This window comes from Patescibacteria group bacterium, assembly GCA_041661505.1.
GTDB lineage: Bacteria > Patescibacteriota > Patescibacteriia > Patescibacteriales > JBAZCA01 > JBAZCA01.
Map to the genome: position 1 here is coordinate 297,814 of JBAZUF010000001.1, position 16,086 is coordinate 313,899.

The 16,086-nt window shown below is 44.0% G+C and carries 16 protein-coding genes; 2 read left to right on the plus strand and 14 right to left on the minus strand.

The annotated features are described in order from the left end of the window. Positions 1-107 precede the first annotated feature (107 nt). The 8 genes from ligA to WC715_01605 form a co-directional block, all read right to left on the minus strand. Positions 108-2,192: an NAD-dependent DNA ligase LigA gene (ligA, locus tag WC715_01570; protein MFA6171136.1), complete on the minus strand. Its 2,085-nt coding sequence runs from the start codon at positions 2,190-2,192 to the stop codon at positions 108-110. 62 nt (positions 2,193-2,254) lie between these two features. Next, positions 2,255-2,704: a hypothetical protein gene (locus WC715_01575; protein ID MFA6171137.1), complete on the minus strand. Its 450-nt coding sequence runs from the start codon at positions 2,702-2,704 to the stop codon at positions 2,255-2,257. A gap of 4 nt (positions 2,705-2,708) precedes the next feature. Beyond that, positions 2,709-3,236 (minus strand): hypothetical protein, encoded by a 528-nt coding sequence (locus WC715_01580; GenBank protein MFA6171138.1) that lies wholly within the window; start codon positions 3,234-3,236, stop codon positions 2,709-2,711. After that, positions 3,223-3,759, minus strand: coding sequence for a hypothetical protein (locus tag WC715_01585; protein ID MFA6171139.1), 537 nt, complete (start codon positions 3,757-3,759; stop codon positions 3,223-3,225). Before WC715_01585 ends, WC715_01580 begins: the two co-directional genes overlap by 14 nt. Before the next feature lie 22 nt (positions 3,760-3,781). Then, a complete protein-coding gene (locus WC715_01590; protein ID MFA6171140.1) occupies positions 3,782-4,297 on the minus strand; it encodes a prepilin-type N-terminal cleavage/methylation domain-containing protein in 516 nt (171 codons plus the stop codon). A 7-nt stretch (positions 4,298-4,304) separates the two neighbouring features. Continuing rightward, complete coding sequence (locus tag WC715_01595; protein ID MFA6171141.1) at positions 4,305-5,738, minus strand: hypothetical protein; 1,434 nt, start codon at positions 5,736-5,738, stop codon at positions 4,305-4,307. Position 5,739: 1 nt separating this feature from the next. Then, complete coding sequence (locus WC715_01600) at positions 5,740-6,549, minus strand: prepilin peptidase (protein MFA6171142.1); 810 nt, start codon at positions 6,547-6,549, stop codon at positions 5,740-5,742. 3 nt (positions 6,550-6,552) lie between these two features. Beyond that, entirely contained in the window at positions 6,553-8,790 is a 2,238-nt protein-coding gene (locus WC715_01605; GenBank protein ID MFA6171143.1) for an O-antigen ligase family protein, read from the minus strand. Positions 8,791-8,924: 134 nt separating this feature from the next. Between WC715_01605 and WC715_01610 the strand changes: the two genes are divergently transcribed. Together WC715_01610 and WC715_01615 are read left to right on the plus strand one after the other, a co-directional pair. Further along, entirely contained in the window at positions 8,925-9,902 is a 978-nt protein-coding gene (locus WC715_01610) for a class I SAM-dependent methyltransferase (protein ID MFA6171144.1), read from the plus strand. A gap of 26 nt (positions 9,903-9,928) precedes the next feature. Then, positions 9,929-11,008: a radical SAM protein gene (locus WC715_01615; GenBank protein ID MFA6171145.1), complete on the plus strand. Its 1,080-nt coding sequence runs from the start codon at positions 9,929-9,931 to the stop codon at positions 11,006-11,008. Here the strand turns inward: WC715_01615 and WC715_01620 are convergent. From WC715_01620 to WC715_01645, 6 genes are all read right to left on the minus strand, one after another. Beyond that, the gene (locus WC715_01620) at positions 10,932-12,065 is read right to left on the minus strand and encodes a glycosyltransferase family 4 protein (protein ID MFA6171146.1); all 1,134 of its coding nucleotides are present in this window, start codon (positions 12,063-12,065) and stop codon (positions 10,932-10,934) included. The genes WC715_01615 and WC715_01620 overlap by 77 nt on opposite strands. A gap of 149 nt (positions 12,066-12,214) precedes the next feature. Further along, a complete protein-coding gene (locus WC715_01625; GenBank protein ID MFA6171147.1) occupies positions 12,215-12,646 on the minus strand; it encodes a prepilin-type N-terminal cleavage/methylation domain-containing protein in 432 nt (143 codons plus the stop codon). Between the two features lie 208 nt (positions 12,647-12,854). Next, a complete protein-coding gene (locus WC715_01630) occupies positions 12,855-13,313 on the minus strand; it encodes a prepilin-type N-terminal cleavage/methylation domain-containing protein (GenBank protein MFA6171148.1) in 459 nt (152 codons plus the stop codon). Positions 13,314-13,361: 48 nt separating this feature from the next. Next, positions 13,362-14,564 carry a type II secretion system F family protein gene (locus WC715_01635; protein ID MFA6171149.1) on the minus strand — a complete coding sequence of 401 codons (1,203 nt, stop codon included), beginning with the start codon at positions 14,562-14,564 and terminating at the stop codon, positions 13,362-13,364. 1 nt (position 14,565) lies between these two features. After that, a complete protein-coding gene (locus tag WC715_01640; GenBank protein ID MFA6171150.1) occupies positions 14,566-15,594 on the minus strand; it encodes an ATPase, T2SS/T4P/T4SS family in 1,029 nt (342 codons plus the stop codon). Positions 15,595-15,606: 12 nt separating this feature from the next. Further along, a complete protein-coding gene (locus WC715_01645; GenBank protein MFA6171151.1) occupies positions 15,607-15,984 on the minus strand; it encodes a response regulator in 378 nt (125 codons plus the stop codon). Between the last annotated feature and the right edge of the window lie 102 nt (positions 15,985-16,086).

A 16,086-nucleotide genomic window follows, 5' to 3' on the forward strand; every position in this document is an offset into this window, starting at 1 on the left:
GATTTTTCTGTTAGAGCGAAGCGGAGCCGAGCGAGTTAAAAATCTTGTTAAGAATTTTATTAAAAATTCAATAATTTTCTCAATGAACGGTTTGAAAAAATAAAAATTTAACTTAGTAACTTTAAAAACTCTTTTTCATCAACTACTTTCACTCCCAACTTCCTCGCCTTATCATACTTGCTCCCCGGCTCACTGCCAGCCACAAGATAATCCGTATTTTTCGAAACCGACGAGGAAACTTCCCCGCCTAATTCTCGTATTCTAGCTTTTGCCTCGTCCCTTGTCAAACCTTCTAATGAACCGGTCAGGACAAAAATTTTGCCGGCTAGTTTTTGCTTTTTCGCCTCAATTCTTGGAGGCGCAACCTGGACGCCGTTTCTTTCCAGACTACGGAGCAGTTCCGCGTTATGCTTGTCATGGAACCATGCGTAGAGGCTCTCGGCTACTTTCGGCCCGATATCCTTTACTTTTTGCCAGTCTAAAGCGCCCATTGCTTCTGCCAGCTTTAAAAAATCAGAGATTTTTTTACTGTTAAGGCTAATTTTTTTGGCCACCTCGTTAGCCATTTCTTCGCCGACATGCCGGATGCCAAGCCCGAAAATAAATCGGGCTAGATTAATCTCGCGCCGTTCGTTAATCGCTTTAATTAAATTCTCCGCTGATTTTTCCGCAAACCGCTCTAAGCCTTCTAGGTCTGCAGCCTTTAAAGTATATATATCGCTAATATCTTTCACCAATCCCTCTTTAGCTAATTGTTCAATAATTTTCGGCCCGAGGCCGTCAATATCTACCGCTCCGCGCGACGCCCAGTGGAACATGGACCGCAAATGGGCGGCGTAGCAATTTTTGTTTTTGCATCTATAGGCGACTTCGCCCGGAACTTTTTCCACTCCGCCCTCGCACATCGGGCATTTTTTCGGTACCTGGATTTCTTTTTCTTTTCCGGTCCGCAGGCGCTTTAGCACTTCCACTACCTTAGGAATAACGTCTCCGGCCCGCTCAATTATTACGGTATCGCCAACTTTTAAACCCAGACGACTTATTTCGTCCATATTATGCAAAGTCGCCCGGGTGATTGTTACGCCGCCGACTGACACCGGGTCCATAACCGCGGTTGGCGTCAAAACCCCGGTCCGGCCGACTTTCCAAATCACTTCGCGCACATTGGTCGTCGCCTGCTCCGCGGCAAACTTATAGGCCATCATATAGCGCGGCCCCTTGCCGACGGTTCCAAGCTTGGGCCACGATGAAAGGTCGTTCACTTTAACTACCACGCCGTCGCACTCGAAGGGCAGGCTATCGCGATGGGCTTCCCAATTGTCATGGAATTCAAAAACCTCTTTTAAGTTTTTACACAATTTATTTTTACTAAAAACTTTTAAACCGATCGCCCGGGCGATTCCGCCTTCTTCCGCGTATTCACCAAGTTCCCAATTATTAATCACCGCGTAAACGTAAAAATCCAGCTTTCTTCCCGCCGCGATTTTCGGGTCCAATTGCCGGATGGATCCGGCGGCGGCGTTCCTCGGATTGGCAAGTAGCGGCCTTCCTTCTTTTTTTAATTTTTTATTCAATTCCGCCAATACCTTCTTAGTCATTATCACCTCTCCCCTGACTTCAATCCGGCCTTTTTGGATCGCTGACAAAACATCTTTATCTGCTCCCGTATTTTTTAATTCATCCAAAGCCGGAATCCGAAGCTCTAAAGGAATGCTCTCCACGGTCTTTATATTGCCGGTAACATCTTCCCCGATAATTCCGTCCCCGCGGGTGGCGCCTAAAATTAATTTTCCTTTTTCATAAACCAAAGCCGTGGCTAACCCGTCCATTTTCAGTTCGCAAAAATATTCGATTTTCACGCTTTCAGGATGCGAAGCTGACAGAATTTTCCTTATTCTTTCTTCCCAGGCAAGCATGTCCTCGCGGCTAAAAGCGTCAAATAAAGACATCATCGGCGAGCTATGCCGGACTTTCCTAAACTTATCCAAAGGCTTTCCCCCTACCCGTTGCGTCGGCGAATCCGGCGTGATTAATTCCGGATTTTCTTCTTCCAGTTTCTGTAGTTCGTTTTTCAGGCTGTCTAAAGCCGCGTCCGAAATTTCAATCCGGTCATGGACATGGTAAAGATAGCGGTGGCGCTCAATTTCTTTCCGCAATTTTTCGATTCTTTCTTTTGTTTTTTTATTATCCATAATCGAAATAATAGTCCGCTCCGAACGGCCGAATGAATGAGAATATATAATTTTGATATATTTTATTCTTTAGGAATAGTTATTTCAATCATCCGCTTTGATCCGCTGTATTCGCCTGTCGAGTGGATGATATATTCCGGCGTGGTGGCAATGCTTCTAACTTCGAAAGTGGCGCCGGTTGAGAGCAGAACTAGGCTTTGAGCCGCTTGGCAGCAGATAGTTTGGTCCTCAAAACAGTCGGCCGAAAAATTAATATAATCATTCGCCTGGCAACCAGATCCATCGGCCCTCAAAAATTGAAAATTATTTTTTCTTATTTCCCACAATATTTTTTCGGTACCGGTCTCGGAAGCGAAAAAAGCGCTGGTCGAGCCTTTCTGGGTCCTGTGAAGGATTATTCCTTGGGCAACCAGGGCGGCCGCCCCCAAACAAGCGGTTAAAACCGCGGTTAAAATCATCAAGGTTACCAATATTATGTTCCCTTTGTTATTTTTTTTCAACCGTTTTAGCATACGCTTAATCGGAATAATATCTTGAAGATATGGTAGTTTGCATTTTCATTTCCTGCCTTTGCATATTCTGCCCTAAAACATAGCCGGAGATTAAAACTGTGGCGGACGGCTGGACGGCGGCCCCCTGGCGGACAATGAATTTCAGGGAAGTAATATTCATGCTTGAAGGAGTAATTGGAAGATTGTCCGTTCCGCGGCTAACGTAGAGCTGGCCGCCAGACAGGTAGTATTGGACGCATTTATTATCTTTATTTTTTAGATAAAGTTCGCTCTTCGCCGCGTTAGTATTATATATGTTTCCTGCGCCGACTAAAGAACATTCGCTTGTATTAATCTGGGCGTTCCTAATTTCTTTACTGGCCATCTCCAGGCTGTACCTTAAGGCCTCTTCGATATTTTGGGCGGCTAGGGTGCTGCGCTGGCCAATAATGACCGACTGAAAAGTACCGCCGGCGATAACGACAATGGCGGCGAACAATCCGATCGCCACGATCATCTCGACCATGGCATACCCTCTTTTATTTCCAATCATAAAGCTGGTTTTGAACGGCATATTCATAGTTACTATTTCCTTTAGAATAGCGCACCTGGCATCGGACATTTAAATAGCCGCCAGTTTTAGTTATGGTAAGGAGCCGGGAAAAAGGAGAATTAGCGCCGTTGCAGGTTAATCCCCCGGACCAATTGCCATGACAAAAATATCCGGCCGTATTATATTTCAGCCGGGCGGCCGGGTCGCTTATCCCGCCGGTAACAGCTGTCATATTTTCCGGATCTATGGCGTAAGTTCCAGCCGCGATATTGGCGTCAAAAGCCAAGCCGTTTTTAAAATTATAATCCCTTTTATTTCTGACCAATTCTAAACCTTCCTGGGCGAGCATTGAAGCGATTAGGTTATTTTTATTTATATAGTTGGCCTTTAGGTTCAGCTCAACTAAAGAAAGAATGCCGACAAGGCCCATGGTAATAATAAAAATGGCGATGACTACTTCTAAAATAGAAAAACCGGACGCGATTTTTAAGTATTTTCCGATTTTTAGCTTTTTTCTCGTCATATTTTTTCCGGCCGGAGATAAATTATTCCACCTCAATCAAGCCCAGCTTATTAAAGTGGACTATCAGAGTATTTGAAGTTTTTTTGTTCCGCAGGGTAATTGTCGCCTCGCTCGCGCTCCCGTTTATCAGGATATCCGGATCCGGAGGGATAAAAACTACCGTGGCCGTATTGCCGCTTGAGATCTGGCTGATTTCAATATTGGCGGGCAGCGGGATTGTTAAATAATTTTCCCCGGCGCTCCAGCCGGGAGTGCAGGGCTTAGGCGAACAAGTATCGGCGAAAAGGCTATAGGCGTTGCCGGGCTTGTTAAAATATACGCCCCAATCGGAGCTATTTAAAAAGCGCTTGCCGTTTAAAGAATAGCTTTGGGCTAAACGGATGTCGCTCGCCATTTTTTGAGCGGCATTTTTTAATTCAAGGTTGCCGCCGCCCGACCGGTAATTGGCCAAAAAAATCGCGGTTAGCAAAGCGATGATAAAAACGCTTACCAGCATTTCTACGATGGTAAAGCCTTTATTGTTTATCCGTAGAAACATTTTTTTATTATTCAATCTTTTTTTCTATCCATTTAGTCGGTACTTTCGGACAGGGCTGAATTTTTTCCGAAGCTTGCGACCAGTCGCCGTCAACATTGCCGGAATTGCAATGGGCTCTTATGATATAGCGGAAATAGTTACTTACTTCGTTCGTAGCGAAACTTGAGTCAGTGCACCTTGGCGCCGATGGCTCATGACAGCCGCCGGAGGCAATTTGAGTAAAATGAGCGGAGTCTGAATCCGGGCAGTTGCTGCATAATGGATCTCCAACTCCACACTTGCACCGGGCAACGTCGTAATGACTGATAGTGCAAGCCGTTTCCGGGGCCGTCCAGCCCAATTTTATTAAATTCGGGCAGGAAGAAGAGGCGGTAATAAGCGAGCTGTCCATCTGGCAAACTGTGCTCGTTGTTCCGGTTGCTGGTGAACTGGTGGCATAAATCTGGCCGCTGTAGGCCACCACCCGGTAAGCATAACTAGTTCCGGCGTCTAATCCGGTGTGGGGGAATGAGCGGACGTCAGGGAAAAGGCCGTCTGAATCGCTTACCAGGGTTGTATCCTTAAAGACATTAAATCCTTCCGCGATTCCTGAATCAAGACTCCAGTTAACTATTAAGCAAGAACAGGAATCGCAAACACCCTCTCCATATTGGTCAACTGAAGTGATGCTTACTGCTAAAAATGTCGGCCATTTGACTTTATAATCCGAGGCGGCGCAGGAAGATGTATCGGCGCAATTAAAGCTTAGCCAGCCCAAACCGATTCCCGGCACTGCGTTGCCGTTCCAGGCAAAATTGCTAAACTCTCCCGTGGCTGAATTAAAAGAAACCCCATAGCTTGATCCCGAGTCGCTTGAATATTTTCTTAACTTCAGCCAGCCATCATCGCCCAAAGAAAGAATATAGGCCCAGCCGTTTAATTGGCCGGTCGCCGAATCGAAACTGGCGATTTTTCCGCCGCCGGTATTATACGGCGCGCCGGGCGGGTTGATAAAATTACAGGTGCCCGAGAGACAGTCGCTCGCCCCGGTGCAGGGACGGGTTTTATCAGTACTGCAGACTTTTATTCTTTCAAAAGCGGCCCAGCCTAGATTATTACTCCAGGCAAAACCGGAAACGTCGCCGTTTCCCGCGATATTAACGCCGTAGCTCGGTATGTTCGTGCCAATCGCCTGGCATCCGGCTGGCCGATTATCAGCCGATTCAATCGTCCCATTGCCGTCAGTATCACAATTTCTCGAATTAAAACTTACCCAGCCGAAATTCTCCGACCAGGCAAAACCGGTTATATTTTCGCTCGTTCCGGCCTGGGCAATTTTCGCGTGAGACTGGGATAGGTAATATAAAATCGCATCGCCCACGTCTATCCGTGACCCGCGGAAGAAAAATACGGCCGCCAAAGCAATTAGTAAAATTGAAAGTTTTTTTACTGTTCGGGCCATATTAATAAAAAAGTTTGAGATACCAATTTAGCATTTCACTCCCCCAAAATAAAGTTATTACCGAAGCGAACGAAAGAAAAACTCCCAAGGGGACTTCCGAGCCCCATTTTTTCCGGCCGGTCAGAATAAGTCCCAGCCCGGCGATTGATCCGATAAAATAGGCAAGCAGTATGGCCGCCAGGACGTTGGGCCAGCCTAAAGCCAAACCCATCAATAGTCCCAGCCGGATATCGCCTCCCCCAATCCATTTGCCCCGGGAAACCAAAAACTGGGCCAGAAAGAAGCTCCCTCCAATTATACCAGATAATAGAAGGTTCAGCCAGGAAACCCCAAGCGTTAAATTTAGTAAAAAAAGGATAAAACAGGCCGGAAGAGTAATAATATCCAGAATCAGATACCACCGCAGGTCATAGATGAAAATTATTATCATGACCGCGATAAAAAACCAATCCCGCAGAATCTCTAAAATAAATCTCGCATCGAAAGCCGAAAAAAAATCCAGCGCGCGATACCCTTCTCCCAGTCCGGCAAAGTCTCTTTGATAATTCAAATAAAAAGCCAAGGCAAAAAGAATTCCGGTTAATAGCTCGACTAAGGGGTACTGGAATGAAATCTTCTTTTTGCAATGCCGGCATTTTCCGCCTAATGCCAGAAAGCTTAGAACCGGAATATTGTCGTACCAGGCGATTTGCTTTTTGCACTTGGGGCAATAGGAGCGGTTTAAGAGCCCTTCGCCAGTATGCATCCGCCAAACCAGGCAGTTTAAAAACGAACCGATGATAAGGCCGAAAAAAAAAGCGAAAAATAACATAATTTATTGGCTTATTTTATTTAATGGCTCCCAATTCAGGCCGGGATAAAGGGCTCTTAAGTGCTTAAGGGACTTAATATATTCATCGTTTTCTCCTTCCAGGCGAAGCATCTCCGATCGCCGGGCAAGAAACTCGTAGTTAAAAGGGGCCAAGCGAATGGCTTTTTTATAAATTTTCTCCGCCGAATTAAAATCCCTGTTTATTATTTTAATATCGATTATCTTTTCATAGACAAGCGACATTTCATCGACAATATCCTGGCGATGCTCATTATTTAATTGCGGGTGGTTCGTGTCAGGATACCGGATCAGAGCTTCGTAATATTTGTTTAAGGCCTCGCTATATCTTTTTTGGCTGAAATAAATGTTCCCCCAATCATAATAAGGGCGGGCAAATCCCGGCGCCTTTTGTAATATTTCGTAAAAAACTTTATCCGCCTCTTTCCATTCTTCAGCCGACCCGCCTTTCAATTTCCCGATTTCTCCAAGGAGAACGCCGAATCTGACCTTCCCTTCAAAATATAAATTATCATATCCTCTGCCCAAAAGGCTCTCCTTAAACCTTTCGAGGAGAATAATTTCCTTTTCTTTATCGTTAATCTGGCTTACAGCCGGAATGAGAAAAATAGTCATGTTTGACGGATAGAAAGACTCACCGGGGTTTGCGTCAATGGCCTTATAATAATACCCTAAAGCCCTGGAAGCGTCTCCGGTCTTCGTATTGACCATGGCCATGCGGAAATAACAATCGGCCAGCCGATTCTTAATATTTAGTCCGTAAACCATATAACCCAGAAACAAAAGGAGGGTGGCGGCCAGTATAAAGCCGATGCTTTTCCTTATAAAAAATTCTTTTTCAAAAATTCGGGAATTTTCCTCCGGCGAAAAATTATTTCCCGTCATTTTAAAAATAATCGCCAGGTAAAGGAAAAAATATACGGCGGTTGTGATAACGGCAAAGCCAAAAAGGATCGAGACGCAATAAGAAAAAATTGCCGAAAATAGGACCGCCAATATTCTTTTTTTTCTTATCGGGAGCGCGCTTTTACTAAAATTAGAGGCAAGATATAGAAGATAGCCGAATAAGCTAAACCAGACAAAAAAGCCCGCGACTCCGCTCACAATCAGTATGTCAAGGATTTCAGAGTGGGCCCGATCAGGATAAACATTAATCTTTTCATAAACCGCGTAGTCCGGTTCGTAGTATTTGTGAAAAAGGTATCTTTGCGTTTCCAGGCCATGGCCGAATAATAATTTTTCCTTGATAATCGACCAGGCCGCTTTAAAATAATACGCCCTCATTCCGGTGCTTCCCTCGGCCAGGTTGGTAAAGCTTTCCAGCCTTAAAAGCAGGGTGAAATCCTGGTTATAATTGAATTTTTCCACCCGATAAATATCAATGACCTTAAAGTTAAATAAGGCGGTAAAAAGGACTAAAACGATTAAAAGGCCGGCTAAAGTCAGCTTTTTGTAAGATTTTATGGCGCGGATAAGAAACAGTCCGGCCATCAATCCGGCTAAGCCAAGCCAGGCTCCCCGACTGTAAGTAGCAACAAGGGCCCAAAGCTGGAAAACCAGAGCCAGAAGATAAAAAATTCTTGCTTTTTTATTTTTTGAATAAACCAGCAAGTAAAATGCCGGCGGTAAAACCAATAAAAGATAAGACCCGAGAAAGTTAGGCTGTCCCAGAGTAGAGCTGGCGCGGAGAGTGGTTCCGAAAGGATTTTCTTCCCACCTTAAAAAATCAAAGCCGTATACTTGCGCCAGGCCGTAAAGGCTCGAGAAAAAGGCCGAAAGAACCGCCGCCAAAAAAATTTTTTTTAAGTCCAAAGACGAAGAAGATTTATTTTCTCCGTCTGTCTCCAAATTCTGATAGACTAAAAAAATAAAAGCGAAAATATGAAGATAGGTAAAAAGGCCCATCCCCCGCCAATAAGATCCCCAGAAGCTTATTAGCTTGTACTCTGAAACAAGATTGGAAAGGATAAAAATTGCCGAAAACAAAGCTAAGAATATATAAAAAGCCTTGCCTCTGGCCAAGGCCAATTTTCCGGTAATGAGGATTTTAATCAAATACAAGAAAAGTCCGGTTTCGACGAGAATCCTGAATAAAGCGATTTTATCGATTTCAAAGGTGGTATATGAAAAAATATTAAAAAATAAAGGGACTAAAAAAATAATTGCCAAAATGAGCCAATTTATCGCGGCATCGCAAATTTTAACAATCCTTTCTTTATTCATGTATTATTATATTATACCATAAGACATTGATATATTTCACCCTGATGATAATAGCGCGACAAATTGACACTCCCGGGTTAGTTTGATACATTTTATTTATTCCCTCCAGCTCACCAATATTATTTTTTCAGCCTATGCCTTTTTACCAGCCTGAAAGCTCCTGTCCCTTATGCCAGCGAAAATCGGCATTCAAATTTTTAAAAGATTATAAAAGCGGAGACGGGACGTTTTCTCTTTATCTGTGCCAATTGTGCCTGGGGCAATTTTGGCTTCCTTTCAAAAATCCCGGAGCCGGCTGGTACGAACAAGGCGATGTACATAACGTAAAAAACGGCGAAAAACCCAGGGAGATTCATGCTTATCATAAAAAGTTAATTAGCCGGCGCGGCGATCTCTTAAGAAACGCTAAAACGCTCGACTTGGGCTGCGGAACCGGAGAATTTATGGCCGAATTGGGAAAACGGGGAGCCCAAGTTTACGGAACCGATTTTGATAAAGACGCGATTGCAATCGCTATCCAAAATTTCGGCTTTAAAAATATATTTAACCTCAACCTTGAAGAATTTTTTAAAAACTCCGGCCTTCCGCGGTTTGATCTTATAACTGTATTTGAAGTTTTCGAACACGTCGACAACCCCCTGATGATTCTAACCGAGGCAAAAAAAATCCTTAAAGAAAACGGCCGTTTGGTTTTAAGCATTCCGGGAAGAGAAAGGCCTTGGGCCAACCTGTCAAGCTGGGATTATCCCTATCACCATCTTAGCCGCTGGAACGCGGAGGCGATAACAAGGCTCCTTCGCCTGGCCGGTTATACAAAGATTGATATTTGTTACATTGACAGATTCCACAAATTATACGAATTATTCCTCGAAATTTTAGCCCGGAAATTAAAATTTCACAAAGCTTCGGGGTTAAAAAACATATCCGAAGGAAAAAATATCCCGGCTAATGAAGAAAAATCAATAAAAAAACTGGCAATAAAAATAATTTATAAAACCGGCCGTTTTGCCGGGGTAGTCGCGCTTCCCTATTTGATGGCCGGGATATTTTTTCCCCTGAACCTGATAATATTTCCCCGGTCAGGAATAATGTATATTGAGGCCCAAAAATAAAATAATAAATGAGTTAATTTAAACTTGTGCTTAAAAATAAACTTTATTTAGCGAAAAAAATAGCCAATAGATTTGCCGAAGGCAACAGAAATTTTATTAATCATAGCCTCGGCCAAACGCTAAAACCTAAGTGGATTTGGTATGAGGTGACGGATAAATGCAATTCCCACTGCACCCATTGCCATATCTGGGAGAAAAAAACGCCCTCCCGCACCTTAACTTTAGAGGAGTTAAGAAAAGCGTTTAGCGACCCGCTTTTTAGCGAAGTTGAAACTGTTATCAACTCGGGCGGCGAAGCCATCCTCCGCGGCGATATTATTGACCTAATAAGGCTGGAACATGAAATTTTCCCTAAAGCCAGCCTCGATCTAAGCACTAACGGAATCCTGGCTGAACGGGTGGTTAAAATCGTCGAAACCGTCCTGGAAGAAAAAATTAAAATCAACGTCGGCGTTTCGCTTGACGCGCTCGGCGCCAAGCATGATGAAATAAGGGGAGTGCCTGGCAACTTCAATAAAGTGGATTATCTTTTAAACGAGCTTGTACGGCTTAGGAAAAAATACCCGCATTATTTATCAATCGTCGCCGGCTTAACCCTCTCGCCTTTAACGCTGGAAGGCTGGGAAGACGTAAAAAAATATTTAGATGAGAAGGATATTGAATTAATGGTCCAGTGGTATAACCAGTCTTCTTTTTACGAAAATGACAATATGGAAAAAGAAGCTAACTTAAAGAAGATGTTCAAAGCGGTCGAAGCCCAGCCGAACACTATAATCCGGGAAAAATGGTTAAAGCTCTTAGGGGAAAAGCCGATTAAATTCAAATGTTTCGCCGCTGAAACTTTTTTTGCCATGAAATGCGACGGCAGTATCGTCCCCTGCTTAAGCTATTGGGATTCTATACTTGGGAATGTCCGCAATGAATCGCCGGCAAAAATTTGGAATGGCGAGAAAGCCAAGGAAGCAAGGAAAGCTATCGCCAATTGCCCGGGCTGCCTTAATTCCTGGGGGGTGGAATGGAGCGCGAGCACTATTTTCTATCCGCGCCTTTTCTTTTACCTCCGCCATCCAAAAGCGGTTCTTGACCGCCTGAAAAGAAGGGATTAATTATGCTTTCTAAAATTTTTGACGCTCTTTCCCAGCCGAATTCCTTGATTTTATCATAGCCATTTAAGGCAATTTTTTTTAATTTTTCCTCATCCTCAATTAAGCCGATTAATTCGCTGGCCATTAAGCCGGGGCGTAAGGCCGGGACCAAGATGACTGATTCGCCCGGAATCGCGTATTCCCTAACCGCCCCGGTATCGGTTGAAATTACCGCGCATTTCGAAGCCATAGCTTCCATCGGCGGAAGGCCATAGCCTTCTGCCCGGCTCGGCCAGAGGAAAATATCGGAGGTTGAGTAAAGCTCTCTTAACCGCTCTCTTGACGGCTGAAAATAATATTTAAAACCCAATAGCTCCTTTTCCTTTAGGGGATAGGCGCCAAACAAAACAAGGCTTATTTCCGGATGCTTTTTTTGAGCCTTGCTAAAAGCTTCCAGCCCGTCTTTGAAACCTTTTTTCTCCAGGAGATGGTACATTAATAATACCTTTTTATTTTTATTGAACTTTTTTTTCGGATTATCAAAATCTTCTATATTCACCCCGTTCGGGACCACCCCGTATATTCTTTCCTTGAATTTCTCTTCTCCTATTTTTTTCAGCCACCCGGAAATTACGATTTTTTTTAAGGGCAGCCTCCAGGTGGCGTCAACTTTTTCCTTATCCCTTGTCCAGGTTTCATAATCCTGGATAAAATAATACTTTTCCCCTTTTTGGGCCGAACATAAAGCCAGCCAATCAGCGGTTTCATTAGCCGTCGCTATGGTCGCGTCCGCTTCGGGGATATATTTCTCGGAGAGATCCGGGACCCTGATAACTTTTATCTTCGGATTGAGGTCAAACCACTTTATTTTATTAAGATCAGCCAGGGCGAAAATAGCGCGCCGAATTTTTTTTAGCCGGCCGATTATTTTTTCCTTTGTTCCGGCCTCCCGGCCGAGCACATAAGGATAAATAATATTAATCTCATAGCCCCTGGCGGCGAGCCGGTTAGCATGTTCAAAAATCACCCTGATCCCTCCGGTGATTCCGGTTGTCGGCACCAAAAAATTAACTTTCATATGCTTAGATTATAGCAAAGCAAGGCAAAATGTCATCATCGCTTTTTAATTAAGCCGCGCACCGGCCTGGCGCCGGCGAATTCTAGGGTATAAAAACACCCCGTCCTAGGTTTAAAGGATGGGGTGTTAAACCAGTAAACAGTTTAAGATTACGGATTAGCTAATCCAGCCGGAGTGGCGGTGTGAGCGCCGGCAATCAATCCTCCGGAAGCGCCTTCTAACTGGTAAGTCAGGGTGTAGCTGGCTCCGCTAAGAGTATTGGTGTAGGTATAATCAGTTCCGCCTGTCGGACGCGGCGTCGGGTTAGTTGGCACCGCTGACATGTAAACGGTAGTTCCGGTAGACGTCGGACCGGTTACAGTGCCTCCCGTAGTGACGCCTGCGGTTTGAGGGTATCCGTTCACGTCGTTATAAAACAGCTCCAAGGCCGTCTGAATTTGCTTAACATCAGAAACCCGGCGGGCGTCTCTTGATTTCTGCCTGGCGTTGTTCAAAGAAACAACAGCCAAGGTTGACAAGAGGCCGATAATTGCGATAACCACCAATAATTCGATTAAAGTAAAGCCTTTTTGTTTTCTCATAATTCACCCCCTCTCCTAAGGTTCGCAATTGTTAATTTAATCCCAGGAATTAAACCAGCAATCACAAGTTATTAAAAATTAATAAACTATATGGATTAACAACAGGCGGCTCGCCTGTTTATGACTTATCCACAGTATACCATAAAAAAACTCAAATATAAACAAATGTTAACAAGGTGTTTGCCCGGAAGTTTTTTCATCAAAAATACTACCAGCCCCGGATTACTTTTAAATCCACTTCCTCTTCTAGATGGTAGGTAAGGGCGTATTCGCTCCCGTTGCTCACGTAACTATATATATAAACCGCGCTTATTGCCGGGTCATTAGACAAATTTCTTGGATCGGCCGGCTGGCTGGCGAGATATGGCCTTGTCCCGCCGGTCAAAGCGGTAGTTAACGCCCCGGAATAGCAGGCGTTAGTCGCCCCAAAGTCAGGCACTCCGGCATTATAAGTTCCGCAGGCCGGATAAGCAGTATTATCGTCGTAATAAAGGTTCATGGCCGTTCGTATTTGGGCCATATCGCCTTTTCTTAGAGCGTCCCGCGCCTTGGCTCTGGCGCTATTTAGCGAAACCACGGCGAAAGAAGATAAAAGTCCGATAATGCTTATTACCACCAAAAGTTCGATCAGGGTAAAACCAGACGCGGCTTTTTTTCTCTGGGTCATAAAGTTTAATTATTCTTAAAACTTTAATTAATCGTTGCGGAAAATTAACTAGAACTGGCTAGCCATATTATACATCGGCATAATAACAGCCGCAACCATAAGCCCGACGCCGAGGCCCATGACTACCATAATAATAGGCTCCATTAAGGTCATTAGGTTGGCGACTATATTTTCTATTTCCCGGCCGTAAAAATCAGTAATCCGGCCCAATATTACGTCTAATTTTCCGGTCTTTTCCCCGATGCTCATCATCTGGGAAACCATAATGGGAATTTCTTTTGACTTTATGAAAACGGTTGATATCGAATTGCCGTCCTCGACTTCTTTAATCGTTTCCTGGATGATTCTTTTATAAACTTCGTTATCAACCACGTCGGCGGCAATCGACAAGCTGTCGATTATGGTAACGCCTCCGGCGATCAAAGTTTTCATTGAACGGGTAAATCTGACCAGGGCGATCCTTTGGAGTAATTTTCCGAAAATCGGCAGCCTCAACCGGATTGAATCATAAACAAATTTTCCCTTGGTCGTCCTTATTAAAAATCTAAATCCTATTAACGCGCCAAAAACGCCCGCTAAAACCATCCACCAATAATGCCCCAAAAAACCCGAAACGCCGATTAAAATTCTCGTCGCCAAAGGCAGTTCTCCGCCCGACTGGGACATAATATCAGTAAGCTTGGGAACGACGAAAGTAAGCATTAAAAACCCGACGACTCCCAGCCCGGATAAAACAAAGGCCGGATAGATCATCGCTCCCCGGATCTTTGACATCATGTCATAGTCTTTTTCCATTTCGTCAGCCAGATAGTTTAATACCTCGTCCAATTTCCCCGAGGTTTCCCCTGACTTGACGACGCTTACAAAAAAATCATTAAAAAGATTGCCCCGGCGCGCCAAGGCGACTGAAAGCCGGGAGCCGGCGTCCACTTCATCAGAAACTTGCGAGATTATAATTTTAAACCTGGGGTTGGCGGTTTGATCCACAAGAATCTTCAAAGCTTGGACTAAAGGCACGTTAGCCGAAATCAGTACGGAAAATTGGCGGGAAAAAATTACGACTTCCTTGGATTTTATCCGGTTAAGAAGCCCTGACCCGCCGGATTTTTCCTGGCCTTCCAAAGATAAAAATACGATTGAAAGCCCTTTGTCCTTTAATATTTCTTCGGCATATTCAAGGCTCTCGGCTTCAACCAAGCCGGTCAAGGTTTCTTTGGAGCGGTTGGTGGCTCTATATTTAAATACGGGCATATTATAGGTCTTGCTGGCTGATTTTTCCTTTTTGGATTAGGCTGTTGATCGCTTTCTCCATGCTGATCATCCCTTCTTTTTTTGAAGTCTGAATAACGCTTTCAATCTGCTGGAACTTCCCTTCGCGGATATATGATTTCACCACCGGATCGGCAATCAGTATTTCCGCGGCCATAAAGGCTTCTCCGCCGCGGCCATAAATTATTTTTTGGACTATTATCCCGAACAAATTATCGGCTAAAGTATAGCGGGAAGACTCGGGAGACAAGCCTTTTGACAAAATATTCGCCAGCCGGTCGATTATCTCGACTGAACTGTCGGCATTCATCTCCAAAATCACCTTGGAATTGCCCGAAGCGAGTTCAATAATAGGTATTAGGCATTTATCCAGCTCTTCTTTGGCGCCATTAACGAAAACCAAGTCTAAATCTTCCTTTAAGCAATATTTTATGGCATCGGTGAAGGACGGGGCGTCCTGACCGACCTGCCTTTGTTCCACGATTGATTCTTTGGAAACGAACAGCCGGTCAATCGACTCCTCGATAGTAACTATATGCTTCCCCTGGCTCTTATTTATTTCTTCAATGAAAGAAGCGGCGGTTTGGGTCTTTCCTGAACCGAAATTGCCGGCGATAATCAAAAGCCCGGATGGGGCATCCGCGAAGTTGGCGATGGCCGGCGGAAAATTCAGGCTTTGAAGGCTCCTTACCTGATCGCTTATATAATAGAAAGTAATCGCCGGCAGGCTCCTCTGGTAATAAATATTTATCCGAAAACGCAAATTTTTGTCGATTTCTTTTACCGTAACCAGTTCCCGGCCGGATTGGAGTTTTTCCATTTCTTTTTCAGTAAGCACTTGTTCAATTATCTTTTCCAAAGTTTCCGTCTCGACAATTGAATCATCGGCGTTAACATATTGGCTGCCGATCTTCATCTGCGGCTTGCTGCCGACAGTCAAATGCAAAAGAATGGCATTTTTTTTTGCCGCTTGGGACAGTATTTTATTTAAATAAGCCGAAGATGTTTCCATGGATTGGATGATCTATCTTATTTTCAAAACATTTTTAACTTTTTCGACGACTTCGGACGGCATAAAATGGGCTTTAATCATGTAATCCTGGGCGCCTAGCAAAAGCGCCCGGTCCACTTCCTCTCTCTGGCTCAAATTGGTCAGTAAAATCACCGGAATCCTTCTTACTTTTTCATCGGCCTTAATTTCTTTCAAGACCTCGAATCCGTCCATAATTGGCAAAATCAAATCCAATAAAATCAAATCCGGCCGCTCTTTTAGGGCAAGCTTCAAGCCTTTCTTCCCGTCTTCGGCCATCAAAACCTCAAAATTTTCCATCTCGAACTTATTGGCATACATGGTCAACAGGAAACTGTCATCTTCCACGATTAGTATTTTTTTCTTCCCCATATTTTTATATTATACATCTTCAAAACCAGCCGTCAAAATTTGGAATTAACTTTTTGGTTTTTTAGTTTAAAACTGTAAAGCGGTTAAACGCGGCTTGATTAT